Source organism: Pseudescherichia sp., assembly GCF_032052675.1.
GTDB lineage: Bacteria > Pseudomonadota > Gammaproteobacteria > Enterobacterales > Enterobacteriaceae > Pseudescherichia.
The window spans coordinates 45,777-71,860 of record NZ_DAMBWA010000005.1 but is presented as its reverse complement, the minus strand read 5'-3'; the positions used below and the strand labels follow the sequence as shown (position 1 = coordinate 71,860).

26 protein-coding genes and 1 pseudogene are annotated in these 26,084 nt (G+C 56.6%); 5 read left to right on the top strand and 22 right to left on the bottom strand.

The window, feature by feature from the left end; translation table 11 throughout:
- Window positions 1-4: 4 nt before the first annotated feature.
- Both RTX96_RS08785 and hinT read right to left on the bottom strand, forming a co-directional pair.
- A complete protein-coding gene (locus RTX96_RS08785) occupies window positions 5-379 on the bottom strand; it encodes a YcfL family protein (RefSeq protein ID WP_103821195.1) in 375 nt (124 codons plus the stop codon).
- Between the two features lie 4 nt (window positions 380-383).
- Complete coding sequence (gene hinT / locus RTX96_RS08780) at window positions 384-740, bottom strand: purine nucleoside phosphoramidase (protein WP_042392832.1); 357 nt, start codon at window positions 738-740, stop codon at window positions 384-386.
- Window positions 741-1,055: 315 nt separating this feature from the next.
- Here hinT and fhuE point away from each other — a divergent pair, with 315 nt between their 5' ends.
- The 3 genes from fhuE to RTX96_RS08765 all read left to right on the top strand — a co-directional run bounded on the left by fhuE (window position 1,056) and on the right by RTX96_RS08765 (window position 5,006).
- Window positions 1,056-3,251 carry a ferric-rhodotorulic acid/ferric-coprogen receptor FhuE gene (gene fhuE, locus RTX96_RS08775; RefSeq protein WP_312670745.1) on the top strand — a complete coding sequence of 732 codons (2,196 nt, stop codon included), beginning with the start codon at window positions 1,056-1,058 and terminating at the stop codon, window positions 3,249-3,251.
- A gap of 111 nt (window positions 3,252-3,362) precedes the next feature.
- Window positions 3,363-4,340, top strand: a complete 978-nt coding sequence (locus tag RTX96_RS08770) for a GlxA family transcriptional regulator (RefSeq protein WP_312670744.1) — start codon at window positions 3,363-3,365, stop codon at window positions 4,338-4,340.
- A 117-nt stretch (window positions 4,341-4,457) separates the two neighbouring features.
- Entirely contained in the window at window positions 4,458-5,006 is a 549-nt protein-coding gene (locus RTX96_RS08765; RefSeq protein ID WP_312670743.1) for a cysteine hydrolase family protein, read from the top strand.
- 80 nt (window positions 5,007-5,086) lie between these two features.
- Here the strand turns inward: RTX96_RS08765 and dsbG are convergent, their stop codons facing one another.
- The 19 genes and pseudogenes from dsbG to yceD all read right to left on the bottom strand — a co-directional run bounded on the left by dsbG (window position 5,087) and on the right by yceD (window position 20,378).
- Window positions 5,087-5,842 (bottom strand): thiol:disulfide interchange protein DsbG, encoded by a 756-nt coding sequence (gene dsbG / locus RTX96_RS08760; protein WP_312670742.1) that lies wholly within the window; start codon window positions 5,840-5,842, stop codon window positions 5,087-5,089.
- 63 nt (window positions 5,843-5,905) lie between these two features.
- Window positions 5,906-6,217, bottom strand: a complete 312-nt coding sequence (locus tag RTX96_RS08755; RefSeq protein WP_312670741.1) for a hypothetical protein — start codon at window positions 6,215-6,217, stop codon at window positions 5,906-5,908.
- An 82-nt stretch (window positions 6,218-6,299) separates the two neighbouring features.
- On the bottom strand, window positions 6,300-6,419 hold the full coding sequence (locus tag RTX96_RS08750) for a Hok/Gef family protein (protein ID WP_409418562.1): 120 nt from the start codon (window positions 6,417-6,419) through the stop codon (window positions 6,300-6,302).
- Window positions 6,391-6,513, bottom strand: a pseudogene (locus RTX96_RS08745) (DUF5431 family protein); the annotation flags it as partial. The pseudogene RTX96_RS08745 and the gene RTX96_RS08750, both read right to left, overlap by 29 nt.
- A gap of 161 nt (window positions 6,514-6,674) precedes the next feature.
- Window positions 6,675-7,778 (bottom strand): NADH:flavin oxidoreductase/NADH oxidase, encoded by a 1,104-nt coding sequence (locus RTX96_RS08740; RefSeq protein WP_312670740.1) that lies wholly within the window; start codon window positions 7,776-7,778, stop codon window positions 6,675-6,677.
- Window positions 7,779-7,934: 156 nt separating this feature from the next.
- Window positions 7,935-9,368 (bottom strand): PTS glucose transporter subunit IIBC, encoded by a 1,434-nt coding sequence (ptsG, locus tag RTX96_RS08735; RefSeq protein WP_268108350.1) that lies wholly within the window; start codon window positions 9,366-9,368, stop codon window positions 7,935-7,937.
- 297 nt (window positions 9,369-9,665) lie between these two features.
- Complete coding sequence (locus RTX96_RS08730; protein ID WP_312670739.1) at window positions 9,666-10,460, bottom strand: metal-dependent hydrolase; 795 nt, start codon at window positions 10,458-10,460, stop codon at window positions 9,666-9,668.
- Window positions 10,461-10,470: 10 nt separating this feature from the next.
- On the bottom strand, window positions 10,471-11,475 hold the full coding sequence (holB, locus tag RTX96_RS08725) for a DNA polymerase III subunit delta' (RefSeq protein WP_312670738.1): 1,005 nt from the start codon (window positions 11,473-11,475) through the stop codon (window positions 10,471-10,473).
- The gene (gene tmk, locus RTX96_RS08720; RefSeq protein WP_312670737.1) at window positions 11,472-12,113 is read right to left on the bottom strand and encodes a dTMP kinase; all 642 of its coding nucleotides are present in this window, start codon (window positions 12,111-12,113) and stop codon (window positions 11,472-11,474) included. Before tmk ends, holB begins: the two co-directional genes overlap by 4 nt.
- Window positions 12,103-13,125 (bottom strand): cell division protein YceG, encoded by a 1,023-nt coding sequence (gene yceG / locus RTX96_RS08715; protein WP_312670736.1) that lies wholly within the window; start codon window positions 13,123-13,125, stop codon window positions 12,103-12,105. Before yceG ends, tmk begins: the two co-directional genes overlap by 11 nt.
- Window positions 13,122-13,937 (bottom strand): aminodeoxychorismate lyase, encoded by an 816-nt coding sequence (pabC, locus tag RTX96_RS08710; protein WP_312670735.1) that lies wholly within the window; start codon window positions 13,935-13,937, stop codon window positions 13,122-13,124. The genes yceG and pabC overlap by 4 nt, the downstream gene beginning before the upstream one ends.
- A 134-nt stretch (window positions 13,938-14,071) precedes the next feature.
- Window positions 14,072-15,313: a beta-ketoacyl-ACP synthase II gene (fabF, locus tag RTX96_RS08705; protein ID WP_103821218.1), complete on the bottom strand. Its 1,242-nt coding sequence runs from the start codon at window positions 15,311-15,313 to the stop codon at window positions 14,072-14,074.
- Between the two features lie 88 nt (window positions 15,314-15,401).
- Complete coding sequence (gene acpP, locus RTX96_RS08700) at window positions 15,402-15,641, bottom strand: acyl carrier protein (RefSeq protein WP_042392766.1); 240 nt, start codon at window positions 15,639-15,641, stop codon at window positions 15,402-15,404.
- A gap of 178 nt (window positions 15,642-15,819) precedes the next feature.
- Window positions 15,820-16,554, bottom strand: coding sequence for a 3-oxoacyl-ACP reductase FabG (gene fabG, locus RTX96_RS08695; protein ID WP_312670734.1), 735 nt, complete (start codon window positions 16,552-16,554; stop codon window positions 15,820-15,822).
- A 17-nt stretch (window positions 16,555-16,571) separates the two neighbouring features.
- Window positions 16,572-17,501 (bottom strand): ACP S-malonyltransferase, encoded by a 930-nt coding sequence (fabD, locus tag RTX96_RS08690; RefSeq protein ID WP_312670733.1) that lies wholly within the window; start codon window positions 17,499-17,501, stop codon window positions 16,572-16,574.
- 17 nt (window positions 17,502-17,518) lie between these two features.
- Entirely contained in the window at window positions 17,519-18,472 is a 954-nt protein-coding gene (locus tag RTX96_RS08685; protein WP_103821221.1) for a beta-ketoacyl-ACP synthase III, read from the bottom strand.
- A 6-nt stretch (window positions 18,473-18,478) separates the two neighbouring features.
- A complete protein-coding gene (plsX, locus tag RTX96_RS08680) occupies window positions 18,479-19,513 on the bottom strand; it encodes a phosphate acyltransferase PlsX (RefSeq protein ID WP_312228558.1) in 1,035 nt (344 codons plus the stop codon).
- A gap of 121 nt (window positions 19,514-19,634) precedes the next feature.
- Window positions 19,635-19,808, bottom strand: a complete 174-nt coding sequence (rpmF, locus tag RTX96_RS08675) for a 50S ribosomal protein L32 (protein ID WP_042392755.1) — start codon at window positions 19,806-19,808, stop codon at window positions 19,635-19,637.
- Between the two features lie 48 nt (window positions 19,809-19,856).
- Window positions 19,857-20,378, bottom strand: a complete 522-nt coding sequence (gene yceD / locus RTX96_RS08670) for a 23S rRNA accumulation protein YceD (protein ID WP_103821223.1) — start codon at window positions 20,376-20,378, stop codon at window positions 19,857-19,859.
- A 141-nt stretch (window positions 20,379-20,519) separates the two neighbouring features.
- On the opposite strand from yceD, the gene RTX96_RS08665 reads away from it, so the two are divergent.
- Window positions 20,520-21,104 carry a nucleoside triphosphate pyrophosphatase gene (locus tag RTX96_RS08665; RefSeq protein ID WP_312269319.1) on the top strand — a complete coding sequence of 195 codons (585 nt, stop codon included), beginning with the start codon at window positions 20,520-20,522 and terminating at the stop codon, window positions 21,102-21,104.
- Window positions 21,105-21,182: 78 nt separating this feature from the next.
- On the opposite strand, the gene rluC is transcribed toward RTX96_RS08665, so the two are convergent.
- Complete coding sequence (rluC, locus tag RTX96_RS08660) at window positions 21,183-22,130, bottom strand: 23S rRNA pseudouridine(955/2504/2580) synthase RluC (RefSeq protein WP_181016657.1); 948 nt, start codon at window positions 22,128-22,130, stop codon at window positions 21,183-21,185.
- 567 nt (window positions 22,131-22,697) lie between these two features.
- On the opposite strand from rluC, the gene rne reads away from it, so the two are divergent.
- A complete protein-coding gene (gene rne, locus RTX96_RS08655) occupies window positions 22,698-26,066 on the top strand; it encodes a ribonuclease E (RefSeq protein ID WP_312670732.1) in 3,369 nt (1,122 codons plus the stop codon).
- Window positions 26,067-26,084: the final 18 nt, after the last annotated feature.

Here is a 26,084-nt window from a genome sequence, read left to right as displayed (position 1 = left end):
CCCCTTACAAATAGAGATAGAGTCTCACTTTACGCGCGCCTAAATAGTTAGCGCTGCCGTAAAGCGTTACCGATGAATGCGCAGGAATGGTAATGCGCCGGGGCGCTTCCAGCGGATGCATCTCGAGACCTCTGGCGTCATACCAGAAAAAACGATAGTTTACGGTAGCGGCTTCGCTCCGTTCGTTATAGAGCGTTGAGGACGCGGAGGGCTGGATCTCAGCGTTATTCAGCACCGGTTTTTCTGCGCTTATGCCTGCTGCCAGCACGGTTGCTTCCATCACCAGCGTCTGCTCATCGCTTACCGGGATCGCCGGACGCGAGCTACAGCCCGTCAGTGCAGCCAACGCCAGCAGCGCGGCCAGGCCTCCTCTCAGCATAGGTTTAACCTTTATGTGTCAGCATGGGGCCCAGCGCGCGGCCGCCCAGCAGATGCAGGTGAATATGGTATACCTCCTGGCCGCCGTGGCGGTTGCAGTTCATGATCACCCGGTAGCCATCTTCGGCAATCCCCTCCTGCGCTGCGAGCTTCGCCGCCACGGTGAGCATACGTCCCAGCGCCTGCTCATGCGCTTCGGAGACGTCATTTAGCGTTGGGATCAGCAGGTTAGGCACAATGAGGATATGCGTCGGCGCTTGCGGAGAGATATCACGGAATGCCGTGACCAGCTCATCCTGCCAGACGATATCCGACGGAATTTCGCGGCGGATAATTTTACTGAAAATCGTTTCTTCGGCCATGACGTCTTCCTTAATGAATAACTGCGGGACTCAACAAGAGAGTATGATCGAGAATCTCCTGATGTTTCAACTATTACGCCGCTTTTCTTCACGCATTAGGATTAAGTGCTGCCGTTACGCCTGATTTTTCGCCACTCCACCCCCGCCAATAATTTTCTCGATAAATATTACATCTGTTTACAGGGCTAACATGAATGCGTATATTTCGCATTTGCATTTTCATGCGCAATTGCATCATGAAAACCAACACAGCATGCTCAGGATCGGCAACGTATCGATCAGAGCGCACTATTTAACTTGCGAAAAGGGTTCACCATGTCTTTCACCGTTCACGCCAGGGATGGACAATGTCCTGCCGCCGCTCCGTCACTGCTGGCCGTCTGCATTGCCTTTGCCCTTGCGCCTGCCGCGACTTTTGCCGCCACGCCGGACACCACCAGCGGCGATACCGTTATCGTTGATGGTTCCGCCGCCAGCAGCTATGCCGATGAAGAGAGCCAGGACTACAGCGTTAAAACCACCACCTCCGGCACCAAAATGCTGCTGGTTCCGCGTGATATCCCGCAGTCCGTGAGCATCATCAGCAAACAGCGCATGCAGGATCAGAAGCTGGAGTCCCTCGGCGACGTGCTGAAAAACACCACCGGCATTACCCAAAGCGCAACGGACTCTGAGCGCACCAACTTCTACTCCCGCGGTTTTGAGATCGATAACTTTATGGTCGACGGTATTCCGACCCTGTTTGAGACCCGCTGGAATATGGGTGACGCCCTCTCCGATACCGCCCTGTATGAACGTATTGAAGTGGTTCGCGGTGCCAACGGCCTGACCACCGGCTCCGGTAACCCCTCCGCCGCCATTAACATGGTGCGCAAGCACGCCGACAGCCGTGAGTTTACCGGCAACGTCTCCGCCGAGTACGGCAGCTGGAACAAACAGCGCTACGTGGCTGACCTCTCTACCCCGCTGACCGACGACGGTCGCATCCGTGGCCGCATGGTATCGGGCTACCAGCACAATGACAGCTGGCTGGACCGCTACAGCCAGGAGAAAAAGTTCTTCTACGGCGTTTTGGATGTTGATCTGACCGACGCCACCACCTTCTCCGTCGGCTATGACTATCAGGAGACCAACTCCAACAGCCCAACCTGGGGCGGTATTCCACGCTGGTATACTGACGGCACGCGCGTTAACCCGGACCGCAGCTTCAGCACCGCGCCGGAGTGGGCCTATGTCGATAAAAAGTCCGAGCGTACCTTCGCGACCCTGAAGCAGAAGCTGGGCGACAACTGGCAGCTGACCGTTAACGGTACCCATACCGAACAAGATCTCGACAGCAAGCAGCTCTATCTGGACGGCCAGGTTGACCGCACTACTGGCCTGATGGTCAGCCCGTACGGCGCATCCTACCCTTACGTGGGCGGTACCGGCTACAACACCGGTAAGCGTAAAGTGGACGCTATCGATACCTTCGCAAACGGATCTTACGACCTGTTTGGCCGTCAGCACGAGCTGATGATCGGTACTAACTACTCGCGCCAGAACAACATCTACTACAGCTCCTGGGAGAACATCGGCGATACCCAGCTGGGCAACTACGCTGACTACAACGGCAATTTCCCGCAGACCAACTGGAACCCGCTGAGCCTGGCCCAGGATGACACCGTCCACCAGAAATCAGTCTATGCGGCGACCCGCATCTCCCTGGCCGATCCGCTGCATGTGATCCTCGGTGCGCGTTATACCAAGTACAACCTGGATACGCTAAACCAGCAGATGGAGAAGAACAACACCTCTCCTTACGCGGGCGTGGTGTTTGATATCAACGACAGCTGGTCTACCTACGCCAGCTATACCTCGATCTTCAAGCCGCAGACCGAGCGTGACGCACAGCGTAAGTACCTGTCGCCGATCACCGGTAACAACTATGAGGCCGGCGTGAAGGCGGACTGGATGAACAGCCGTCTGACCACCTCTCTTGCGGTGTTCCGCATTGAGCAGGATCACCTGGCGCAGTCTACCGGGCAGGTCATTCCTGGCAGCAACGGCGAGACCGCCTATCGCGAAGCGGACGGCACGGTGAGCAAAGGCGTTGAGTTTGAGATCAACGGTGCGCTGACCGATAACTGGCAGATGACCTTTGGCGCAACCCGCTACGTGGCAAACGATGCTGAAGGCGACGCGGTTAACCCGAACCTGCCGCGTACCAGCGTGAAGATGTTCACCAGCTACCGTCTGCCAGCGATTCAGGATTTGACCGTTGGCGGCGGCGTCAACTGGCAGAACCGCGTCTGGTCTAACGTTGCCGTTGCGGACGGCACGCTGCGCGCTGAGCAAGGTAGCTACGCGCTGGTGGATCTCTTTGCCCGTTACCAGATCACCAAAGCGTTCTCCCTGCAGGCGAACGTCGACAACCTGTTCGACAAAACCTACGAGACCGACATCGACAGCCGCACCATTGTCTATGGCGAGCCGCGTAACTTCTCTGTCAGCGCTAACTACAGTTTCTGATAGCGCTGATGTGACCGAGGGAGCCGAAAGGCTCCCTTTTTTATTCCCTTGCAACCCGACGGTAGAGCTAACACACTTCACTTCCTATCCAGGTGAAGATGAACACACTTTATGAGCCAGACGAAGGTGATTGGAATTGGGCTGGTGCTCTATCCCGGCGTCCAGCAGGCAGCCGTTTTAGGATTAAGCGACCTGTTTAGCGTCGCCAATAGCATTGCCGCAGAATATCAACAGCACACCGTCTTACAGGTGACCCACTGGCAGTCGCCGGGGCAGGATCGGGACCCGATACCCACGGGTGACGCGAGCGCAAACCCTTCATGCGCGCTTTCGGCATTGATCTTACCCCCTGCGCTGTCTACGCCGGTAGTGCCCGAGCGGGGTGACAGGCTGACGCAGTGGTTACGCGATCGCCATGCGCAAGGTGTCGTGCTTGGATCGATCTGCGCAGGCGCTTTCCTGCTGGCGGCGACTGGGCTGATGACGGGCCGACGCATGACCACCCACTGGAAATATGCTGAGCTATTACAGCAGCACTTTCCTGATATTGCCGTCGATGCGGATCGCCTCGTGATTGACGATGGGGATGTTATTTCCGCTGGAGGACTTATGTCCTGGACGGATCTCGGGCTCAGGCTGGTTGATCGTCTGCTGGGGCCGACCATCATGATACACACTGCCCGTATGCTGCTGGTCGATCCGCCTGGCCGTGAACAGCGCTATTACAGCGTATTCTCTCCGCGTCTTAATCATGGCGATGCGGCGATACTAAAAGTACAACACTGGTTACAAGCCACTCAGGCCAAGGAGATCTCCCTTAGCGCTCTGGCCCTCCAGGCTAATCTGGAAGCGCGCACCTTTCTGCGCCGCTTCCAGAAAGCGACAGGAATGACCAGCACCGACTATTGCCAGCGGCTGCGCGTAGGCCGGGCGCGGGAGCTGTTACAGTTTGGCAATGCGCCGGTTGACAGCGTAGCCTGGGAGGTTGGCTATAATGACGCCGGGGCCTTCCGTAAGGTGTTTACCCGTATTGTAGGCCTGACCCCCGGGGAGTATCGCCGCCGCTTTAGCGCTGGAGCAGCAATATAATTTCTTTGCTGCAGCGCGGTGTCGTTATTGACCCTAATAATGTCGCTGAGGCCACTTAGCAGCGTCGCTTAGGCGGGACACAATAGCGTCTCACATCATCATCGAGCGAGAGGATATATGAAAAAGCGCGGCCTTATTGTTATCGACCTGCAAAACGAATATCTGCCTACCGGTAAGCTTCCTTTAACCAATATTGATATGGCAGCAGCCAATGCTGCACGCGTGATTGCCGATTTCCGCCAGCATGGGCACCCTGTTTTCCACATTCGTCATGAATCTGCTAGCGAAGATGCGCCAATATTTACGCCCGGTAGCGAGGGCGTGCAGATCCAGCCGTCGGTTATTCCCGCTGAAAACGAGCTGGTTATTGTTAAAAACCATATAAATGCGTTTCGCGATACCGATCTTAAAGCGCAGCTTGACGCGCAGGGCGTTGAAGAGATCATTATCGTCGGTGCAATGAGCCATATGTGTGTGGATGCCTGCGTGCGCGCAGCCGTTGATATGGGATACCCAGTCACCATTCTGCACGATGCCTGTGCCACGTTGGATCTCACCTTGAACAACGTCACCGTGCCCGCCGCCCACGTGCATGCTGCAATGATGGCCGCCTTTGAATTCGGCTATGGCAAAGCGATCTCGACGGAAGATTACCTCCGCGGCTAGCATTCAGACGTTAACAATAAAAAACCTGCGCCGCTTAGCGGATCGCAGGTTTTACGTTTCTGAGGAGTGGCCTGTATCGCTTACTTGCAGGCAGCTAAATCAGACATCTGCTGTGCATTAGGCATACCCAGAATCTGCTGTAGTGCGCGATCTTTATTCAGATAATAGATAGCTGGCGTACCGTTCGCGCCCAATTGCTGCATAAGCTGCTGATTGTGCTGAATCTGATCAAAAATAGGCCGGGGAGTCTTCTCTTTTAACGCCGGTTTGTTTTGGCCGTTAGCGCGTTCAAAGTCGGACCAGGCCTGACGGGGATCGTCCGCTGCAAGAATGGCTGCTGCATACTGCCCACTCTCCGGACGAATGACGCCTACGAGTAACGTAGTCATGCTAATACGCTTGTCTTTAATTAAAGGCTGCGTCTGATGCCAAAATTTGTTGCAGTAGGGACAGAATGGATCGGCAAAAACCACTACTTTACAGCCTGCATCCTCGCTCCCCTCTTTTATTCCCTGTGTATTGGTCAGCGTTTTCCACATCTCCCGGCCTGCCGGAATATAGATCTCATCATTGATGATTTTTTCACTCAGGTTATTACCCTGGGCATCATACATATATCCTGAAATAGCATGCTTTTTATCCGGCGTCAGATAGATGGTCACGCCGGTATCCTGGAACTTGCCCAGCCATCCTTCAACGCCTCCAGGCGCGGTAAAGGGTTTGATAATCTCAACTCCCTGCTTCTCTATTTGTTTTACAGGTTCAGGAAGCGGTGCGTTTTGCGCCTGCGCGGTGAAACTCGCCATCAGGAAACATATCAGTGCAATTTTTTTCATGGTTGTACCTTAACAGCATGTTTAAGCATGCTGCTGATGCTATTTGAACTCACCCACACTCCCCTATAACGGCGAAACCGCGGCTACCTCATGCTGGAAAACGTAGGGATCGGAGAGCAACTCAAACTGCTCGTCATCCGGGTAAGTTACCGCCACATGATAATCCTCCCCGGCAAATGCTTTCACCGCCGATAAATCCTCCCAATAGGTAGCAAGAAAAAAGTGCTCCCAGTTACCCTGCGTCTCTCGGCGAACAAGCGCCCCCAGATTTCCCGACACGCTTTTAGCGTGATCGACGCCTGTTTTATTAAGGTGTGCGGCAAAACCCTCAGCATGCTTCAGTGGAACGCAGCCGTGCCATGTGCGAACAATCATGATTTATCTCCTTTTCGCGTTAGCGTATAACCCTATCATTAAAGGAGACAAAAAGTGGAACAGAATCAATAGCTATCGTCCCCTATAGAAAAAGGGCTGCCGGTCTGAACCAGCAGCCCCTTATAAAGGCGCTCACGAGGATTTCGCACAGCGATTTCCGCGTCAGCCAGGTGAATATCAACAGCGTGAGACACACAATCAATACGCACTAAATGAGAGCGTTCCGTGGCAGCTTCATAGCCTTCTTCTCCTTGCCTTGCGGCGAGTAAATGGCTACTCTGATGTTGTTCAGGCATACAGGTGGCCTCGTGGATTAATGAAAATTAACTACGGGGCTTTCTGCTTTTTACCTCTCTGCAAACCAACATCTCTACCGACTGCATGAGGCAAAAAGCCTCAAGCGCCACGGCTATTCTACTGCGTCTGCTTTCCATCCGTTGCGGCGCGCCTCGCAGGGTCAGGACTTAAACAGGTTCTTCAGCGTATGGGGCTGGCAGCGAAGATACTGGCTGGCTGCCCGCACCTGCGCGCCGAGCGTTGCCGCGGCATGCCAGGGCCAGCGCGGATCGTACAGCGCCGTGCGCGCAATACCGATGATATCTGCATCGCCGCTCGCGACAATGGCCTCTGCGTGTTGCGGTTCGGTGATCAAGCCAACGGCCACAACCGGAATATTCACAGCGGACTTCACGGCTCTTGCCAATGGAACCTGATAGCCGGGATAAACATCGATTTTTTGATCGGGATGAAGCCCACCGCTAGAGACATGGATGGCATCAACACCGCGCGCTTCAAGCATTTTTGCAAACGCCACGGCCTCTTCAATATCGAATCCACCCTCAACCCAATCCGTCGCTGAGATGCGCACGCTGATCGCTTTTTCTGCCGGGAAGGCTTCACGAACCACGTCAAAAATTTCCAGCGGGAATCTGGCGCGGTTCTCCAGCGAGCCGCCGTACTCATCGGTACGCTGGTTTGAGAGTGGCGACAGGAACTGATGCAGCAGATAACCATGCGCGGCGTGAATTTGAATCAGATCGATGCCCAGTTTGGCAGCGCGTTTCGCGGCATTGGCAAACTGGGTGCGGATCTCGTCTAGTCCGGCGCTATCCAGGGCTGTGGGGAGCGTATAGCCCGTAGTGTAGGGAACAGCAGAGGGGGCTAACGTTTGCCAGCCGCCTTGCTGATCAGGCGGGATTTGCCCCTGTTTATCCCAGGGTTTGTAGGTTGATGCTTTTCTGCCTGCATGGGCCAGCTGGATCGCAATGGGCATATCCGACCATTTACGAATTGCATCAAGAACGCGGGCCATCGCTGCCTCAGATTTATCATCATAGAGGCCGACGTCGGCGAAGGTGATGCGTCCTTCAGGGGAGACCGCTGTGGCTTCAATCGTCAGCAATCCGGCACCGGATTGCGCCAGCTGTCCCAGATGCATCGTGTGCCAGTCGGTCATGCACCCCTCTTCAGCGGAGTATTGGCACATGGGCGCAATGACGATCCGGTTTTCAATCTCCAGATTTCTGATGCGTAGCGGTGTAAATAGCGTTGGTTGAGACATACAGATTACTCTCTGTTTCAGCATTAGACAGGTATGAAAAGCTTAGCCTCCATTTATTACTTATCATAGTGATTACGCTTTAAGGGCATGAATTAGCAAAGGGTAAGCAATAAAAAAGGGAGCCTTACGGCTCCCTCAGTCTCCCCAGACTGCAATTTAGCTGTTGCGGATGTACTCATCCATTTCGGTTTTCAGGTTATCGGATTTGGTACCGAAAATGGCCTGAACGCCCGAACCAGCAACCACCACACCCGCTGCACCCAGTTTCTTCAGGCCAGCCTGGTCAACCTTCGCCACATCGGCCACGCTCACACGCAGACGAGTAATACAGGCGTCAAGGTTAGTGATGTTCTCTTTACCACCGAAAGCGGAGACCAGTGCCGGAGCCATCTCGCTGGTCGCGCCAGCTTTAGCGTCTTCGGTTGCGTCTTCACGACCCGGGGTTTTCAGATCCAGCGCTTTAATCATCACACGGAACACGGTGTAGTAGATTGCCGCATAGCACAGGCCCACTACCGGGAACAGCCACAGTTTGCTGCCGTTACCGCTCAGCACGATGAAGTCGATCAGACCGTGCGAGAAGGAGGTCCCGTCACGCATACCCAGCAGGATACAGATCGGGAAGGCCAGGCCTGCCAGAACCGCGTGGATTGCGTAGAGGATTGGCGCAACGAACATGAAGGAGAACTCGATCGGCTCGGTGATACCGGTCAGGAACGAGGTCAGCGCGGCGGAGATCATGATACCGCCCACTTTGGCACGGTTTTCCGGTTTCGCAGAGTGCCAGATGGCAATCGCAGCAGCCGGCAGGCCGTACATTTTGAACAGGAAGCCACCGGAGAGTTTACCTGCGGTCGGGTCACCTGCCATGTAGCGCGGGATATCGCCGTGGAAGACCTGACCTGCGGCATTGGTGTATTCACCAATCTGCATCTGGAAAGGAACGTTCCAGATGTGGTGCAGACCAAACGGTACCAGGCAGCGCTCAATGAAGCCGTAGATACCAAACGCCACAACCGGGTTCTGGTAAGCAGCCCACTGGGAGAAGGTCTGGATAGCCGTACCGATCGGCGGCCAAATGAAGGAGAGGATCACGCCCATAAAGATCGCAGCCAGACCAGAGATGATCGGCACGAAACGCTTACCGGCGAAGAAGCCCAGATACTCAGGGAGCTTGATGCGGTAGAAGCGGTTGAACATATAGGCGGCAATCGCACCGGAGATGATCCCGCCGAGAACACCGGTATCCGCCAGGTGTTTCGCCGCGATCTCTTCCGCAGGCAGATGCAGCACCAGCGGTGCAACCACGGCCATCGTTTTCACCATGATGCCGTAGGCAACCACTGCGGCCAGCGCAGACACGCCGTCGTTATTTGTGAAGCCAAGGGCAACACCGATAGCGAAAATCAGAGGCATATTGGCAAAAACGGAACCGCCCGCTTCTGCCATAACGTGGGAAACCACTTCTGGTAGCCAGGTAAAGTTTGCCGAACCGACGCCAAGCAGGATACCTGCGATGGGCAGTACGGAAACGGGCAGCATCAGTGATTTACCGACCTTTTGCAGGTTAGCAAATGCATTCTTAAACATAATTGAGAGTGCTCCTGAGTATTTGTGCTTTTTGTACGTTTTCACGCATTGGCGCGGGGGGAGAACCGCACTTTAATCAGAGCATCTAAGTGCCCTTTATTTATTACACAGAGTAAAATAAATCATCCCAAGTTTGTTTGACCGCTATCACGTTTCAAAACGCGGCCGCTTCAAAACTTTCACATATTTACAAAAACGCGGCCTGAAAGTACCAAAAATGCGACTCACCGCCAAGTTTATGGCGGTGCACTCTACTCGCATTGTCAATTAATTACGAGCCTTAAAAAAACAGGTTAATCAGCGGGGTTGCAGGCGCGCGGGATCAATATGGAACAGGGTGGCGAAGTTTTGCGTGGTCTGCTGCGCCAGCTCTTCCAGCGATACGCCTTTCAGCACTGCCATATACTCCGCAACATCGCGGGTCATCGCAGGCTGGTTCTCTTTGCCCCGGTGCGGGACCGGTGCCAGATAGGGTGAATCCGTCTCCACCAGCATTCTGTCCAGCGGCACGTAGCGCGCAGCGTCGCGCAGCTGTTCAGCGTTACGGAAGGTAACAATGCCAGAAAACGAAATATAGAAGCCCATATCCAGCAGCTTACCTGCCGTTTCTCTGTCTTCTGTGAAACAGTGTAGTACGCCACCGCAATCCGTCACCTTTTCCTCAGCCAGAATTGCCAGCGTATCTTCGCGGGCATCGCGGGTGTGGACAATCACCGGCTTGTTCAACTCGCGACCGATGCGGATATGGTTGCGGAACGACTCTTGCTGAATGGGTTTGGTTTCCGGGGTATAGAAGTAGTCCAGACCGGTTTCGCCCATTGCTACAACGCCCTCCTCTGCCGCCAGAGTGCGCAGCTCCTCAACGTCATACATCTCATCCTGATTCAGCGGATGTACGCCGCAGGAGAAGGCAACGTTGTCACGATTGCCCACCAGCTCACGCATGGCGCGGTAGCCTGGCAGCGTGGTAGCGATGGCGAGGCAGAACTTAACGTCGCGGGCGGCCGCTTTGGCCAGCACGTCGTCTACATCCCGATGCAGGGATTGATAATCAAGGCCATCAAGATGGCAGTGGGAGTCGACTAAAAACATAATGTCTCTCTTAAAGATGGGATACAGGCAGCACGGCGTCGGGTTGCAGCCAGTGCTCCTGGCTCAGGAGGAAATCGGTTAACAGCAGTTCGCGATTAACGCCGGTTACGGTCAACAGCTGCTCCCGGCAGGTAAAGATCGCTGCCAGGATGGCCCGTAGACGCGCAGGCGCAATAATTTTAGCCAGCCGGGTCACCAGTGGACGGGCATCGGCATTGCCAATCAGCGTTGCCCCCTGCTGAATTTTCATCGCGTCGAGATAGAGCGAAGCCAGCCAGTGGAGACGATCGGCCACACTGTCGTGGTTCAGTGCGGGCAGCAGAGAGAGCCAGTCGCCACTGGTCAGCGCCGCATCGACAGCGGTACACAGCGTCTGACGCTGCGCCCAGGCGTCGGTAGAGAGCAGAATTTGCGCTGCGCCCGGCGCGCCGCCGCAGAGTCGCAGGGCCGTCAGGATCGCCTCGGGCGTCGCCTGAACCTCACGCGCCAGCCAGGCGCAGGCATAGCGCTCCTCGGGTGGTGCCAGGTGATGCAGACGACAGCGGCTGCGCAGGGTAGCCAGCAGACGGGCGGGCTCGCGACAGGCGAGGAAGAACCAGGTATTCGCTGGCGGCTCCTCCAGGGTTTTCAGCAGGGCGTTAGCGGCGGCCTCGGTCAGTCGGGCCGCGTCGCTGACCCAAACCACCTTCGCGCCGCCCAGTCGGGCGTGCTCGTAGAGCTTCTCGCTCACCTCGCGCACCGCGTCGATGCCCAGCGTGCTTTTGCCCTTCTCTGGCTCCAGCACGTAGTAATCCGGGTGGGTCCCGGCCTGCATCAGCTGACAGCCGCGACAGCGGCCGCAGCTTTTATGCCCGTCGGGCTGCTGGCAGAGCAGATAGCGCGTCAGGGCATAGGTTAAGGCTTCATCGCCCATGCCGGGCAGAGCGTGGATCAGTAGCGCATGGTGTCCGCGTCCGGCCTGATAGCTGGCAACCAGGCGTTCAAAGTCCGGGCGTAACCACGGATACCATTTCATGCGCCCTGCTCCTGCACCCAGGCAGTGACCGTCTGGCGAATATCACTCATCACCTCGTCGAGGGATCGGGTAGCGTCAATGGTTTTGATCCGCGGATCGGCAGCGGCAAGCTCCAGATAACGGGCGCGGGCGCGATGGAAGAAGTCATAGGACTCCTGCTCAATGCGGTCCAGCTCGCCGCGGGCGCGGGCGCGTTTCAGGCCCACTTCCGGCTCTACGTCGAGATAGAGCGTCAGGTCCGGACGGAAATCGCCTAATACGGTATCGCGCAGCGTAGCCAGCATAGGGGCATCAATGCCGCGTCCGCCGCCCTGGTAGGCCTGAGTCGAGAGATCGTGGCGATCGCCAATCACCCAGCAGCCGCGGGCCAGCGCGGGCTTGATCACCGTCTCAACCAGCTGGACGCGGGCAGCATAGAACATCAGCACTTCGGCCTTGTCGGTAATTACCTCATCGCCAACGGATTTGATATCCAGCACCAGGCTGCGCAGCTTCTCAGCCAGCTGCGTGCCGCCCGGCTCGCGGGTGAAGATCATCTCGCCAACGCCGAGCTGGGTCAGCGTCTCCACGACGGTATCGCGGGCGGTGGTCTTTCCGGCCCCTTCCAGCCCTTCGATAACGATGTATTTACTGGCCATTTTTTTCCTTAAGCACTTTCAGATAATCCTGCACCGCGCGATTGTGGCTGACAAGGTTAGTGGTAAAGGTATGTCCCCCTTTGCCGTCAGCAACAAAATAGAGATACGGCGTCTTAGCCGGATGCGCAGCGGCGCGCAGCGATGCTTCGCTCGGGATAGCAATCGGTCCCGGCGGCAGGCCGCTGATGGTATAGGTATTATACGCCGTTGGCGTCTCTAGATCGCTACGGCTAATTTTGCCGCTGTAGCGCTCCCCCATACCGTAAATAACGGTGGGATCGGTTTGCAAGCGCATGCCGGTACGCAGGCGGTTGATAAAGACCGAGGCAACCTGATCCCGCTCGCTGGCGACCGCCGTCTCTTTTTCAATAATCGAGGCCATCGTCACCAGCTGGTTTTGATCTTTATACGGCAAGCCCTCTACCCGTCCTTCCCAGGCAGCATTCACCGCAGCGACCATCTTATCATGGGCGCGTTTGAGCATCGCAATGTCGGTGGTATTGGCGGTGTAGAGCCAGGTATCGGGCCAGAACCAGCCCTCAATCCATTCCGGATGCTCAAACTTGAGCACCTCCGCCACCGTGGCGTAGCTGTCATCCTTCAGCGTGTGCTGAATATAGGGTGCGGCCCGGAGCTGCTTGAGAAAGTCGCTGAGACGCATTCCCTCTACCAGACGCAGCGGGAACTGTGCCTCTTTACCGCTCTCCAGCAGGCGCAGCATGTCGCGCACCGTCATATCCGGGGTAAAGCGGTAGGTCCCGGCCTTAAAGTGGGAGAGATCCGGCTCGACGCGCAGCAGCCACTGGAACACGCGAGGGCGATTGATAATCTTCTCACTATAGAGCTGGGTTCCCAGCGCCTGGCGGCCGGTGCCCGCTTTCAGGGTAAAGATGGTCTCTGTATTAATCAGCAGCTTGCTCTCCGCCAGCTGGCGAACTTTCCAGTAACCTGCCCCGGCAGCAATGCCCAACGCCACCAGCAGGAGTAAAACAAAACGAAACATTTTCTTCATGACGAGATCGCACGCTCACAAAGGGGAGATAAAAAGGAAAACAGCGCACGGGATCTCCATTCCCACTCGCCGCAGGCATTAACCGGCACCACCGGCATCAGCGCGTTGCAGATCAGCACCTCATCAGCCTCTGCCAGCGCCCTGGGCCGTGCAGCAACTTCAGCAACCGTAAAATCTGAAGCGACCAGCTGGTCGATAATAAACTGACGCATAATGCCCTTCACGCCTGCCTGGTCAAGGCGTGGCGTAAATACCGTCATGCCCTGACGCCAGAATAAATTCGCGGCACAGCATTCCGTAAGCAACCCGTCGCTGTCAAGAACCAGCGCTTCGTCGCCTGCCGTCTGCTCAAGATGAGTACGGATCAGCACCTGCTCAAGACGATTGAGATGCTTTAATCCCGCCAGATGGGGATTACGTCCTAGCCGGATGGGGCTGAGCGCAAGGGTAACGCCCTCCTGTTGCCAGCGGGCATAGTGCGCAGGTGGCGCTGACAGGCTCAGAATGCGCGTTGGCGTCTGGCAGCCAGAAGCGCTATAGCCGCGCCCGCCCACGCCCCGGGTGATGATGACTTTCAGCACGCCCGTCTGTTGGCGGCTGGCCAGAGCGATCATCTCCTGTTCGAGGATGCCCCACTCGGTAAACGGGATAAACAATCGCTCACAGGCTTCGCGCAGGCGCGTAAGATGGGCTGGCAGCAGCTGAACCAGGCCGGTCTGAACCCGGGCGGTAGTAAAACAGCCGTCGCCGAACTGTACTGCCCTGTCGTTTGCCGCCAGCGTCTGCTGTTGACAGCCATTTATCAAGAACATAGCGGCTCCTATGTGAGTGACCGGATAGTCTGGCAGGATGCGAAACGCAGGACAAGCGGAGAAAGCTGAATTGAAAGGGAAAAGGGGCGGAACAGACGGACCGGGCAGCGCAGAGGCTACCCGGTCATACGGCGTTAGATCCGTTTAAAGATCAGCGAGCCGTTGGTGCCACCGAAGCCAAAGGAGTTACACAGGGTATACTCCAGATTGCTCACCTGGCGTGCGACATGCGGAACGTAGTCCAGATCGCAACCCTCATCCGGGTTGTCCAGGTTGATGGTCGGCGGGATCGCCTGATCGCGCAGAGCGAGGATCGAGTAGATAGACTCTACTGCGCCCGCCGCGCCGAGCAGGTGACCGGTCATGGATTTGGTAGAGCTCACCATAACGCGGCTTGCCGCTTCACCAAACACCGATTTCACCGCCTGGGTTTCGGCTTTATCGCCGGCCGGCGTGGAGGTGCCGTGGGCGTTAACGTAGCCAATCTTCGCCGGATCCAGCTGGGCATCACGCAGCGCATTGGTCATCGCCAGTGCTGCACCCGCACCGTTTTCCGGCGGCGAGGTCATGTGGTAGGCGTCGCTACTCATACCAAAGCCAACCAGCTCAGCATAGATTTTCGCGCCGCGCTTTTTCGCATGCTCATACTCTTCCAGCATGACCATACCTGCGCCGTCGCCCAGTACAAAGCCGTCACGATCTTTATCCCACGGACGGCTTGCCGCCTGCGGATTGTCGTTACGGGTTGAGAGCGCACGCGCTGCGCCAAAGCCGCCCACGCCAAGCGGGGTACTGGCTTTTTCAGCGCCGCCTGCCAACATAGCGTCAGCATCGCCGTAGGCGATAATACGCGCCGCATGGCCGATGTTGTGCACGCCAGAGGTACAGGCCGTGGCGATAGAGATGCTCGGGCCCTGCAGGCCAAGCATAATCGTCAGGTGACCGGCTACCATGTTAACGATGGTAGAAGGCACAAAAAATGGGCTGATTTTACGCGGGCCGCCGTTAACCAGCGAGGCGTGGTTCTCTTCGATCAGGCCAAGACCGCCGATACCTGAACCGATAGCGGCCCCGATACGATGAGCGTTCTCTGGGGTGACCTCAAGGCCAGAATCCTGCATGGCCTGCCAGCCCGCAACAACTCCATATTGAATGAAGGCATCCATCTTGCGCTGCTCTTTGCGCGAGATAATGTCATCACAGTTAAAATCCTTTACTAAGCCAGCAAATTTTGTTGCATAGGCGCTAGTATCGAAATGGTCGATCAGGCTGATGCCACTCTGACCGGCAAGGAGAGCACTCCAGGTAGACTCTACGGTATTGCCGACAGGAGACAACATGCCAAGTCCGGTCACAACTACACGACGCTTAGACACGTTTGTCCTCCAGGGAGGGATAAAAAAGAGATTGGTGGGAGAAAAAGATAAAACTCAGGCGGTCGAGTGACCGCCTGGAGATGTTCACTTACGCCTGGTGACCGTTGATGTAATCAATGGCAGCCTGAACAGTAGTGATCTTCTCAGCTTCTTCGTCCGGAATCTCAGTATCAAACTCTTCTTCCAGAGCCATTACCAGCTCAACGGTGTCAAGAGAATCCGCGCCCAGATCGTCAACGAAAGAAGCATTGTTAGTGACTTCTTCCTGCTTAACGCCCAGCTGCTCGCCAATAATTTTCTTAACGCGTTCTTCGATAGTGGTGCTCATACTCTTAAATTTCCTATCAAAACTCGCTTTCGCGATGGTTTTCGTAGTGTATAAAATGTTGAAAAATTTGCAACTAAATCCCGGCAGGTCTTACCACGATTTTGCGCTATTCTGAGGCCTTTTGCCCTAATAACGCAAATAAAATTATTCCCATATGGTGCTTTAGGAAATAACGTGGTTAAACCATATACATTCCGCCGTTGACGTGCAGGGTCTCACCCGTGATGTAGCCCGCCTCGTCAGAGGCTAAGAATGCAACCGCGCTGGCAATCTCTTTTGGGGAGCCTAAGCGACCCGCCGGAACGGCTGCCAGCGTACCCGCACGCTGATCTTCAGTCAGCGCACGCGTCATGTCCGTTTCAATAAAGCCCGGAGCAACAACGTTTACAGTAATGCCGCGGGACGCAACTTCACGCGCTAGCGACTTACTGAAACCGATCAGGCCTGCTTTCGCCGCAGCGTAGTTAGCCTGACCAGCATTTCCCATGGTACCCACCACAGAACCGATAGTGATAATGCGACCATGACGCTTTTTCATCATAGCCCGCATTACCGCTTTTGACAGGCGGAAAACAGAAGAGAGGTTGGTTTCGATGATATCGTTCCACTCGTCGTCTTTCATCCGCATTAACAGGTTGTCGCGAGTAATCCCGGCATTATTTACCAGAATATCCACTTCGCCAAACTCTGCACGGATATTTTCCAGCACAGCTTCAATAGATGCAGGATCGGTCACGTTTAACAGTAAACCTTTGCCGTTTGCACCTAAGTAGTCGCTGATGGCCTGTGCGCCGCTTTCGCTGGTCGCAGTACCGATCACCTTCGCGCCGCGGGCGACGAGGGTTTCAGCGATTGCGCGGCCAATGCCACGGCTTGCACCGGTAACCAGTGCGATCTTTCCTTCAAAACTCATGGTTTTGGATTCCTTGTTTATTGCTCAGCCGCCGCTGATAGTGCCGCCGGCTCGTTAATGGCCGAGGCGGTCAGGGTGTCAACAATACGCTTGGTCAGGCCAGTCAGCACTTTGCCCGGACCGACTTCATACAGGTGCTCAACGCCCTGGGAAGCCATAAATTCAACGCTTTTAGTCCACTGCACAGGGCTGTAGAGCTGGCGAACCAGCGCATCGCGGATCGCTTCCGGCGTGGTTTCGCACTTCACATCTACGTTGTTCACTACCGGAATAGCCGGCGCGTTGAAGGTAATTTTTTCCAGTTCGGCGGCCAGCTTCTCGGCTGCGGGCTTCATCAGCGCGCAGTGGGACGGTACGCTCACCGGCAGCGGCAGCGCGCGTTTAGCGCCTGCTGCTTTACAGGCCGCGCCTGCACGTTCAACGGCCTCTTTATGCCCGGCGATAACGACCTGGCCCGGCGAGTTAAAGTTCACCGGCGAGACAACCTGGCCTTCAGCGGCCTCTTCACAGGCGTTGGCAATCGCCGCATCGTCAAGGCCAATAATGGCCGACATACCGCCGGTGCCTTCCGGTACCGCCTCCTGCATAAATTTACCGCGCAGCTCGACCAGGCGCACGGCATCAGCGAAATCGATCACGCCAGCGCACACCAGCGCGGAGTATTCGCCAAGGCTATGGCCTGCCATCAGCGCCGGGGTTTTCCCCCCCTGCTGCTGCCAGACGCGCCACAGGGCGACGGACGCCGTCAGCAGTGCAGGCTGGGTCTGCCAGGTTTTGTTTAGCTCTTCAGCTGGCCCCTGCTGGGTCAACGCCCACAGGTCATAGCCCAGCGCCGCAGAGGCTTCACGGAAGGTCTCTTCCACCAGCGGATACTCTGCTGCCACGTCGGCCAGCATACCCACGGTCTGAGAACCCTGTCCCGGGAAGACAAAAGCAAATTGCGTCATCTTATTTATCCTTAATACTAGAAACGAACCAGCGCAGAGCCCCAGGTGAAACCGCCGCCGAAGGCCTCGAGCAGTACCAGCTGGCCTGGCTTAATACGTCCATCGCGCACGGCTTCATCCAGCGCACAGGGCACCGATGCCGCGGAGGTATTGCCGTGACGGTCAAGGGTCACCACCACTTTATCCATCTCCATACCCAGCTTTCTCGCCGTCGCGCTGATAATGCGCAGGTTCGCCTGGTGCGGAACCAGCCAGTCCAGCTCAGCGCGATCGATGTTGTTGGCGGTCAACGTCTCTTCAACGATGTGCGCCAGCTCGGTCACGGCCACTTTAAAGACTTCGTTACCCGTCATGGTCAGGTAGGTGGGGTTTTCCGGCGTGACGCGATCCAGGTTCGGCAGGGTCAGCAGTTCACCATAACTGCCGTCCGCGTGCAGATGGGTAGAGATGATCCCCTGCTCTTCGGATGCGCTCAGCACTGCCGCGCCCGCGCCGTCACCAAAGATAATGATCGTCCCGCGATCGGCAGGATCGCAGGTGCGCGCCAGCACGTCGGAGCCGATCACCAGCGCGTGCTTCACCGCACCGCTTTTAACATACTGATCGGCAATGCTCAGGGCATAGGTGAAGCCTGCGCAGGCGGCGGCAACGTCAAACGCCGGGCAGCCCTTGATCTCCAGCAGGTTCTGCACCTGGCAGGCCGCGCTAGGGAAAGCGTGGGTCGCCGAGGTGGTGGCAACGATGATCAGACCGATCTCGTTTTTATCAACGCCTGCCATCTCGAGGGCGCGCTTAGCGGCTTCGAAGCCCATCGTCGCTACGGTCTCATCCGGTGCGGCAATGCGGCGCTCGCGGATACCTGTGCGGGTCACAATCCACTCGTCAGAGGTGTCGACCATCTTTTCTAAATCGGCGTTAGTTCGCACTTGCTCGGGCAGGTAGCTGCCGGTACCACTAATCTTCGTATACATATACGCTCAGTCTTTTTCCGGTAACACAGATTCCAGGCGAGCGGCAATCCGTTCGGGGACGTGCCGCTGCACCGCCTGCACTGCCTGTTCAATCGCGACAGCAAACGCGCGCTGATTGGCTGCACCATGACTCTTAATCACCGTGCCGCGCAATCCTAACAGACAGGCACCATTATACTGGTCGGGGTTGAGGTGACTGAATCGTCTTGTCAGACTTTTTTGTAACCAACGCTTTAATAAAAGCAGCCACCACGACCGTTTTTTGCCCTCGCCCTGCGATTTCAGCAACGACAGGAACATTCTGACCATGCCTTCCATCGTCTTCAACGTCACGTTGCCGGTGAAGCCGTCGCAGACCAGCACGTCCGTTTTGCCGGTAAGCAGCTCATTGGCTTCAAGATAGCCAATATAGTTGATCGAGGGGATCGATTTTAGCAACGCCGAGGCGTCGCGGATGCTGTCGAGGCCTTTAACCTCTTCTTCACCGATATTGAGCAGCGCCACGCGCGGATGTTCAATTCCGATGACCTCTTCAGCCATCACCGATCCCATGATGGCAAACTGCACCAGCATGGTACTGTCACAGTCGACGTTCGCGCCGAGATCCAGCACCACCGTTCTGCCCTTCTGCTGATGCGGCAGCACCGTCATCAGCGCCGGACGCTCAATACCTTCGATGGGCTTAAGCAGCAGCTTAGCGAGCCCCATCAGCGCCCCGGTATTGCCTGCGCTGACGCAGGCCTCGGCGCGCCCTTCCTTTACCAGCTCCAGCGCCATACGCATAGAGCTACCCCGGCTGTTGCGCACGGCCTGGGCGGGACGGACATCACTGGCAATAACCGACTGGGCAGGGATAATCTGCAGGCGCGAGCGCTGGTCGAAATCGGCTTTGGCAAGTAATGGCGTGATAGCGTCGGGATGACCGACTAACAGAAGTGTGAGTTGAGGGTTAGAATGCAGTGCCTGCAATGCTGCAGGCACCGTCACGGAAGGGCCAAAATCGCCCCCCATGACATCTAACGCCAGGGTTAGACGTGTCAAGGTATCGTCGAGCCTGGTTCGGTTAACCCCCGCTTACGCGGGGATTTCCTCACTAAGCTTCATCACGCTTTCACTCTACGTGTTCACACCACAAGAGCATGAATACGCGAGTAAAGCGTGATTACTTAGTGATAACCTTACGACCGCGGTAGAAACCGTCAGCGGTCATGTGGTGACGCAGGTGAGACTCACCAGAGGTTTTGTCTACAGACAGGCTGGTGACTGCGGTCAGCGCGTCATGGGAACGACGCATGCCACGTTTGGAACGGGTTGGTTTATTTTGTTGTACGGCCATGGACCTTACTCCTCAATTACGGTAACTCCATTACTACAGAGAGACCTGTTACTTACGCTTTAAGCTGGCTAATACGGCAAATGGGTTTGGTTTCTGTGCCTCTTCAGGCAGTTCACCAAAGACCATGTCCGCGTCGGACACTTCACAGTGTTCAGAATCATGCACCGGCACTACCGGCAAGGAGAGGATAATTTCATCCTCGACCAGTGCCAGCAGGTCGATTTCACCGAATTCGTTAACCTGAATCGGTTCATACGCTTCCGGGAGTGCTTCGGCCTGCTCGTCTTTGACGATCGGGCTGAAACAATATTGTGTGTAGACCTGATGGGCAAACGGCTTGCCGCAACGCTGACATTCGAGCGTTACCGAAACTTTTGCATCGCCGGTTAAAACCGCAAGGCGCTGGTTATCGATAGCGAACGACATGGAGCACTCCACATCACTGTCTACACTGACTACGGATTCAGCGACGCGCTCGGCCTGCTCACGAGTGAATACACCCTCGTAATCAAGGCGTTTTTGAGCGGTACGAACCGGATCAAGAGTCAGGGGTAATTTTACCTTTTGCATAGGGCGCGCATATTAACTTTGTAACGTTCTGGAGTCAAAGAAAAAGGCAGTCTGTGATTGCCTTTTGCCAATTATTCGCACACATTGCGGCCTCTAGTTTAAAATGCCTGACTTCGTTATGCCATATAGGGTGGAAAAAATATGTCGAATATTATTCTTGCGTCCACGTCTCCTTACCGTCGCGCGCTGCTGGAAAAGCTCGGCATAGCCTTCGAATGCGCCGCACCGGGCGTAGATGAGACCCCCACGCCTGGCGAATCCCCCCGCCATCTGGTGCTGCGCCTGGCGCAGGCCAAGGCTCAGTCGCTGGCGGAACGCTACCCTAACCATCTGATTATTGGATCCGATCAGGTATGCGTGCTGGACGGGGAGATTACCGGCAAGCCGTTAACGGAGGAGAAAGCCTTTCAGCAGCTACTAAAAGCGCGCGGCAATATCATCACCTTCTATACCGGGCTGGCGCTCTATAACTCCGCCACCGGCCATCTGCAAACCGAGTGCGAGCCGTTTGACGTCCACTTCCGCCACCTGAGCGAGCAGGAGATTACTGACTATCTGCGTAAAGAGCGGCCGCTGAACTGCGCCGGCAGCTTTAAAAGCGAGGGGCTGGGGATTGCGCTGTTTGACCGCCTTGAGGGACGGGATCCCAATACGCTGGTGGGGCTGCCGCTGATTGCGCTCTGCCAGATGCTGCGCCGGGAGCACTGCAATCCGTTACTGGCGTGATTTACGCCCGGCGGCGCAAGCTTGCCGGGCCTACGAGATAGTAGGCCGGGTCAGGCGAAGCCGCCACCCGGCGTTGGATCAACCGCGCAACACCTGCAGGCAGCGTTTGAGCTGCTCATCCAGCGGGGCTTCGATGCGCAGGGTTTCGCCGGTACCCGGATGGGTGAACTTCAGCGCCGCCGCGTGCAGGAAGAGACGGTTCAACCCGGTACCCGCCAGCTGCTTATCAAATTCGCGGTCGCCGTAGCGATCGTCAAAGGCGATGGGATGCCCGGCATGCTGGGTATGAACGCGGATCTGGTGGGTGCGGCCTGTAATGGGGCTACAGCGTACCAGGGTGGCAAACGCATAGCGCTCCTCTACCTTAAAGCGCGTCTCTGACGGTTTGCCTTCGCTGTTCACCCGCACGATGCGCTCCCCGCTCTGCAGGATATTTTTCAGCAGCGGCGCCTGTACCGTTTTGACATGCGACTGCCACTGGCCGCGCACCAGCGCCAGATAATCTTTTTGCATCCCTTTATCACGCAGTTGCTCATGCAGGGAGCGTAGCGCCGAGCGCTTCTTGGCCACCAGCAGCACACCGGAGGTATCCCGGTCCAGACGGTGAACCAGCTCCAGGAAGCGCGCCTCCGGACGCAGGGCGCGCAGGCCCTCGATAACACCAAAGCTCAGCCCGCTGCCGCCGTGAACGGCGGTACCCGACGGCTTATTCAGCACCAGAATGTGATCGTCTTCATAAAGAATGACATCCGCCAGCGCGGCCACTTTATTCAGATGCGGCGACACCGCCTCCTCTTCGCGCTCCGCTACGCGCACCGGCGGGATACGCACCTCATCCCCGCCCTCCAGCTTATACTCGGGCTTGACGCGCTTCTTGTTAACCCGCACTTCGCCTTTACGCAGGATGCGGTAGATCATACTTTTCGGCACGCCCTTGAGCTGGGTGCGCAAAAAGTTATCGATGCGTTGCCCGGCGTCATCGGCGGCGATAGCAACAATTTTTACGGATGGAGTCTCTGTTTTCATGGGGGGCGATTCTAAAAGCCCAGCCCGATTCGCGCCACTCATTTTTATATGCTTATATATATCTCTACCGGTGTCGTGTTCGCCGTCATTACGTATTTCGCTGGGTTTTAGAACAATCCCTGGGCAAACGTGAAAAAACTGTTAGTAACCGGGTGATAAATGGCAAAAGTCATCTTGCTATAACAGATTTAGCAAGGAATAATGATGCTGTTTTCCGCTTGAATCTTGTTAAACAAGGAAATTTGCGGAATGACCAGTTTTGCCTGTCCGATCATCCACGCAGCAATGGCGTAAGACGTATTGATCCTTCAGGCACTTAGCGGGCTGCGGGTTGCAGTCCTTACCGGTAAAGGGATCGACCCTGGAGAGTAATACCCAGGCAGTTCCCCTGATAATTGCGCTGTTTTTCCGTATGAAATACAGGCAGCCGACACTCTGCGCCTCTTAAACGTGCGACAACCGTGAGGTTGGCGACGTGAACAGACACGAGGCCATCGGTTCACCCCGGAAAGGCGTTAACTATGCCCGCAGCCTAGTCGTCAATGTAAGAATAATGAGTAAGTTACGATGAAAAGAATGTTAATTAACGCAACTCAGCAGGAAGAGTTGCGCGTCGCCCTTGTTGATGGGCAGCGCCTGTACGACCTGGATATCGAAAGCCCGGGACACGAACAGAAAAAAGCGAACATCTACAAAGGCAAAATTACCCGTATCGAACCGAGCCTTGAAGCCGCATTTGTTGACTACGGTGCTGAGCGTCATGGCTTCCTTCCTCTCAAAGAGATCGCCCGCGAATACTTCCCCGCTAATTACAGTGCCCACGGCCGCCCGAACATCAAAGATGTGCTGCGCGAAGGCCAGGAGGTCATTGTCCAGATCGATAAAGAAGAGCGTGGTAACAAAGGCGCAGCCTTAACCACCTTTATCAGCCTTGCCGGTAGCTACCTGGTTCTGATGCCAAACAATCCGCGTGCGGGCGGCATCTCTCGCCGTATTGAAGGCGATGACCGTACTGAACTGAAAGAAGCGCTGGTGAGCCTGGATATGCCGGACGGCATGGGGCTTATCGTTCGCACCGCAGGCGTAGGCAAATCTGCCGAAGCGCTGCAGTGGGACCTTAGCTTCCGCCTGAAGCACTGGGAAGCGATCAAAAAAGCCGCTGAAAACCGCCCTGCTCCGTTCCTGATCCACCAGGAGAGCAACGTTATCGTTCGCGCCTTCCGCGACTACCTGCGTCAGGATATCGGTGAGATCCTCATCGATAACCCGAAAGTGATGGAGATGGCGCGCCAGCATATCGCTGCGCTGGGCCGTCCGGACTTCAGCAGCAAAATCAAGCTCTACACCGGTGAGATCCCGCTGTTCAGCCACTACCAGATTGAATCGCAGATTGAGTCCGCCTTCCAGCGCGAAGTGCGTCTGCCTTCCGGCGGTTCTATCGTTATCGACTCCACCGAAGCGCTGACCGCGATTGATATCAACTCCGCCCGCGCCACCCGCGGCGGCGATATCGAAGAGACGGCGTTTAACACCAACCTGGAAGCGGCCGATGAAATCGCCCGCCAGCTGCGCCTGCGCGACCTCGGCGGCCTGATCGTTATCGACTTTATCGATATGACCCCGGTTCGCCACCAGCGCGCAGTAGAGAACCGCCTGCGCGAAGCGGTGCGCCAGGATCGTGCTCGTATCCAGATCAGCCATATTTCACGCTTCGGCCTGCTGGAGATGTCCCGTCAGCGTCTGAGCCCATCCCTGGGCGAGTCCAGCCATCACGTCTGCCCGCGCTGTAGCGGTACCGGCACCATCCGTGACAACGAATCCCTGTCGCTCTCTATTCTGCGCCTGATCGAAGAGGAAGCGCTGAAGGAGAATACCCAGGAAGTGCACGCCATCGTTCCCGTGCCGATTGCCTCCTACCTGCTCAACGAAAAGCGTGCTGCGGTAAGCGCGATCGAAGCGCGTCAGGGCGGCATTAAGTGCGTTATCGTGCCGAACGACCAGATGGAAACCCCGCACTACTCTGTGCTGCGCGTACGTAAAGGCGAAGAGACATCAACGCTGAGCTACAAGCTGCCGAAGCTGCATGAAGAGGCGATGGCGCTGCCGTCCGAAGAGGAGTACGCCGAGCGCAAACAGCCTGAACAGCCTGCGCTGGCCACCTTCGTGATGCCTGACATCCCGCCTGCGCCGCAGGCTGCCCCGGCAGCCGAGGAAAAAGCGCAGCCAGCCGCCGCACAGCCTGCCGCACCTGCGGAAACGGGCCTGCTCGGCCGTCTCTTTGGCGCGCTGAAGAAAATGTTCGCCAGTGAACCTGCCAGCCAGCCGGTTGAGGTTAAAGCGGAAGAGGACGTTAAAGAGGAGAAACCGGCCCGTTCCCAGGAGCGTCGTAAGCCGCGTCAGAACAACCGCCGTGACCGCAACGACCGTGGAGACCGTGGCGATCGTAACGAGCGTCGCGACAGCCGCAGCGAAGGCGCTGAAGCACGCGAAGGTCGTGATAACCGCGACAGCCGTGATAACCGCGAGCGTGACGAAAACCGCCGTGGCCGCCGTGAAAAACAGCAGCCGAACGGTGAAGTGCGTGAAGCTCGCCAGCAGCAGACCGTTGTTGAGGATGCGGATAAATCTAAATCCCGTGATGAGCAACAGCAGTCGCGTCGCGAGCGCAACCGTCGTCGCAACGACGAGAAGCGTCAGGCCCAGCAGGAAGTTAAAGTGCTGAACCGCGAAGAGCAGCCGGCACCAGAAGTGGAAGCGGAACAGGACGATCGCGTTCAGGTGATGCCGCGCCGTAAACAGCGCCAGCTGAGCCAGAAAGTGCGTTTTGAGTCGGCACCGTCCGTTGAAGAGGGTGTTGATGAGATTGCCGCTGCCACCCCGGTGAACGACGCCCAGGCGTCCCATACCGAGCTGGCGAAGGTGGATCTGCCTGCGGTGGTTGAGCAGCCGACTCAGGATCAAGAAGAGTCCGCTGAAAACCGTGATAACGCCGGGATGCCGCGCCGCTCACGTCGTTCTCCGCGTCACCTGCGCGTCAGCGGCCAGCGCCGTCGTCGCTACCGTGACGAGCGTTACCCGACCCAGTCACCGATGCCGCTGACCGTAGCCTGTGCATCGCCGGAGATGGCGTCAGGTAAAGTGTGGATCCGCTACCCGGTCGCTCAGAGCGCTGAGCCGGTACAGGAAGAAACCACCGTTGAGACCGCACCGGAAGCTATCCAGCAGCCGATCGTTGAGCCAGCGATTGAACCGATTGCTGCCTCCGTCGCCGCTGAACCTGCCGTTGCGGAACCCGCAGCCGCTGAACCGGTAGCCGTTGAGCCTGCTGCGGTTGAACCTACTGTCGTCGAGCCGGAAGCCGCCGTGAGCGAGCCACAGCCTGCCACAGTGGAGACAACGCATCCTGAAGCGATTGAGACACCGGTTGATGAACAGCCGCAGCTGATCGCTGCGGAAGACGTGCCGCTTGCTGAGCACATCGCTGAGATTGCAGAGCCTGCTGAAGCCCCGGCTGAACAGGTAGAAGAGGTGAAAGCCGCTGAGCCTGTAGTTGAAGTAAAACCTGTAGTTGAAGCGAAACCTGAAGTTGAGACGAAGCCAGAAGCTGAGACGAAACCTGCCGTTGAAGCGCAGCCTGTCGCGGCGACGCAGCCAGAGCCGGAAGCAAAACCGGTGGTGGAGCCGAAGCCGGAGGTTGAAGTTAAGCCTGCCGCTACGGTTAAACCTGCCGCTGAACCTGTCGCCGCTAAGCCGCTGCACAGCTTTGCCACCGCGCCGATGACCCGTGCCCCGGCCCCGGAATACATTCCTGAGCCGCCACGTCACAGCGACTGGGTTCGCCCGGCGTTCGAGTTCTCGGGCAAAGGTTCTGCAGGCGGCCATAGCGCTACCCATCAGGCCACCGCCCCTGCAACGCGCCCGCAGCAGCCTGAGTAAGGCGGCGCACTGAGCGTA

Bases quoted from the DNA above. Each gene is read 5' to 3' on its own strand.
- rne (WP_312670732.1), top strand. From the start codon at position 22,698: ATGAAAAGAATGTTAATTAACGCAACTCAGCAGGAAGAGTTGCGCGTC.
- tmk (WP_312670737.1), bottom strand. From the start codon at position 12,113: ATGGCCAGTAAATACATCGTTATCGAAGGGCTGGAAGGGGCCGGAAAG.
- RTX96_RS08685 (WP_103821221.1), bottom strand. From the start codon at position 18,472: ATGTATACGAAGATTAGTGGTACCGGCAGCTACCTGCCCGAGCAAGTG.
- acpP (WP_042392766.1), bottom strand. From the start codon at position 15,641: ATGAGCACCACTATCGAAGAACGCGTTAAGAAAATTATTGGCGAGCAG.
- ptsG (WP_268108350.1), bottom strand. From the start codon at position 9,368: ATGTTTAAGAATGCATTTGCTAACCTGCAAAAGGTCGGTAAATCACTG.
- RTX96_RS08770 (WP_312670744.1), top strand. From the start codon at position 3,363: ATGAGCCAGACGAAGGTGATTGGAATTGGGCTGGTGCTCTATCCCGGC.
- rpmF (WP_042392755.1), bottom strand. From the start codon at position 19,808: ATGGCCGTACAACAAAATAAACCAACCCGTTCCAAACGTGGCATGCGT.
- pabC (WP_312670735.1), bottom strand. From the start codon at position 13,937: ATGTTCTTGATAAATGGCTGTCAACAGCAGACGCTGGCGGCAAACGAC.
- RTX96_RS08785 (WP_103821195.1), bottom strand. From the start codon at position 379: ATGCTGAGAGGAGGCCTGGCCGCGCTGCTGGCGTTGGCTGCACTGACG.
- yceD (WP_103821223.1), bottom strand. From the start codon at position 20,378: ATGCAAAAGGTAAAATTACCCCTGACTCTTGATCCGGTTCGTACCGCT.
- RTX96_RS08665 (WP_312269319.1), top strand. From the start codon at position 20,520: ATGTCGAATATTATTCTTGCGTCCACGTCTCCTTACCGTCGCGCGCTG.
- fabG (WP_312670734.1), bottom strand. From the start codon at position 16,554: ATGAGTTTTGAAGGAAAGATCGCACTGGTTACCGGTGCAAGCCGTGGC.
- fhuE (WP_312670745.1), top strand. From the start codon at position 1,056: ATGTCTTTCACCGTTCACGCCAGGGATGGACAATGTCCTGCCGCCGCT.
- RTX96_RS08740 (WP_312670740.1), bottom strand. From the start codon at position 7,778: ATGTCTCAACCAACGCTATTTACACCGCTACGCATCAGAAATCTGGAG.
- rluC (WP_181016657.1), bottom strand. From the start codon at position 22,130: ATGAAAACAGAGACTCCATCCGTAAAAATTGTTGCTATCGCCGCCGAT.
- holB (WP_312670738.1), bottom strand. From the start codon at position 11,475: ATGAAATGGTATCCGTGGTTACGCCCGGACTTTGAACGCCTGGTTGCC.
- RTX96_RS08765 (WP_312670743.1), top strand. From the start codon at position 4,458: ATGAAAAAGCGCGGCCTTATTGTTATCGACCTGCAAAACGAATATCTG.
- RTX96_RS08755 (WP_312670741.1), bottom strand. From the start codon at position 6,217: ATGATTGTTCGCACATGGCACGGCTGCGTTCCACTGAAGCATGCTGAG.
- hinT (WP_042392832.1), bottom strand. From the start codon at position 740: ATGGCCGAAGAAACGATTTTCAGTAAAATTATCCGCCGCGAAATTCCG.
- fabD (WP_312670733.1), bottom strand. From the start codon at position 17,501: ATGACGCAATTTGCTTTTGTCTTCCCGGGACAGGGTTCTCAGACCGTG.
- RTX96_RS08730 (WP_312670739.1), bottom strand. From the start codon at position 10,460: ATGTTTTTAGTCGACTCCCACTGCCATCTTGATGGCCTTGATTATCAA.
- dsbG (WP_312670742.1), bottom strand. From the start codon at position 5,842: ATGAAAAAAATTGCACTGATATGTTTCCTGATGGCGAGTTTCACCGCG.
- yceG (WP_312670736.1), bottom strand. From the start codon at position 13,125: ATGAAGAAAATGTTTCGTTTTGTTTTACTCCTGCTGGTGGCGTTGGGC.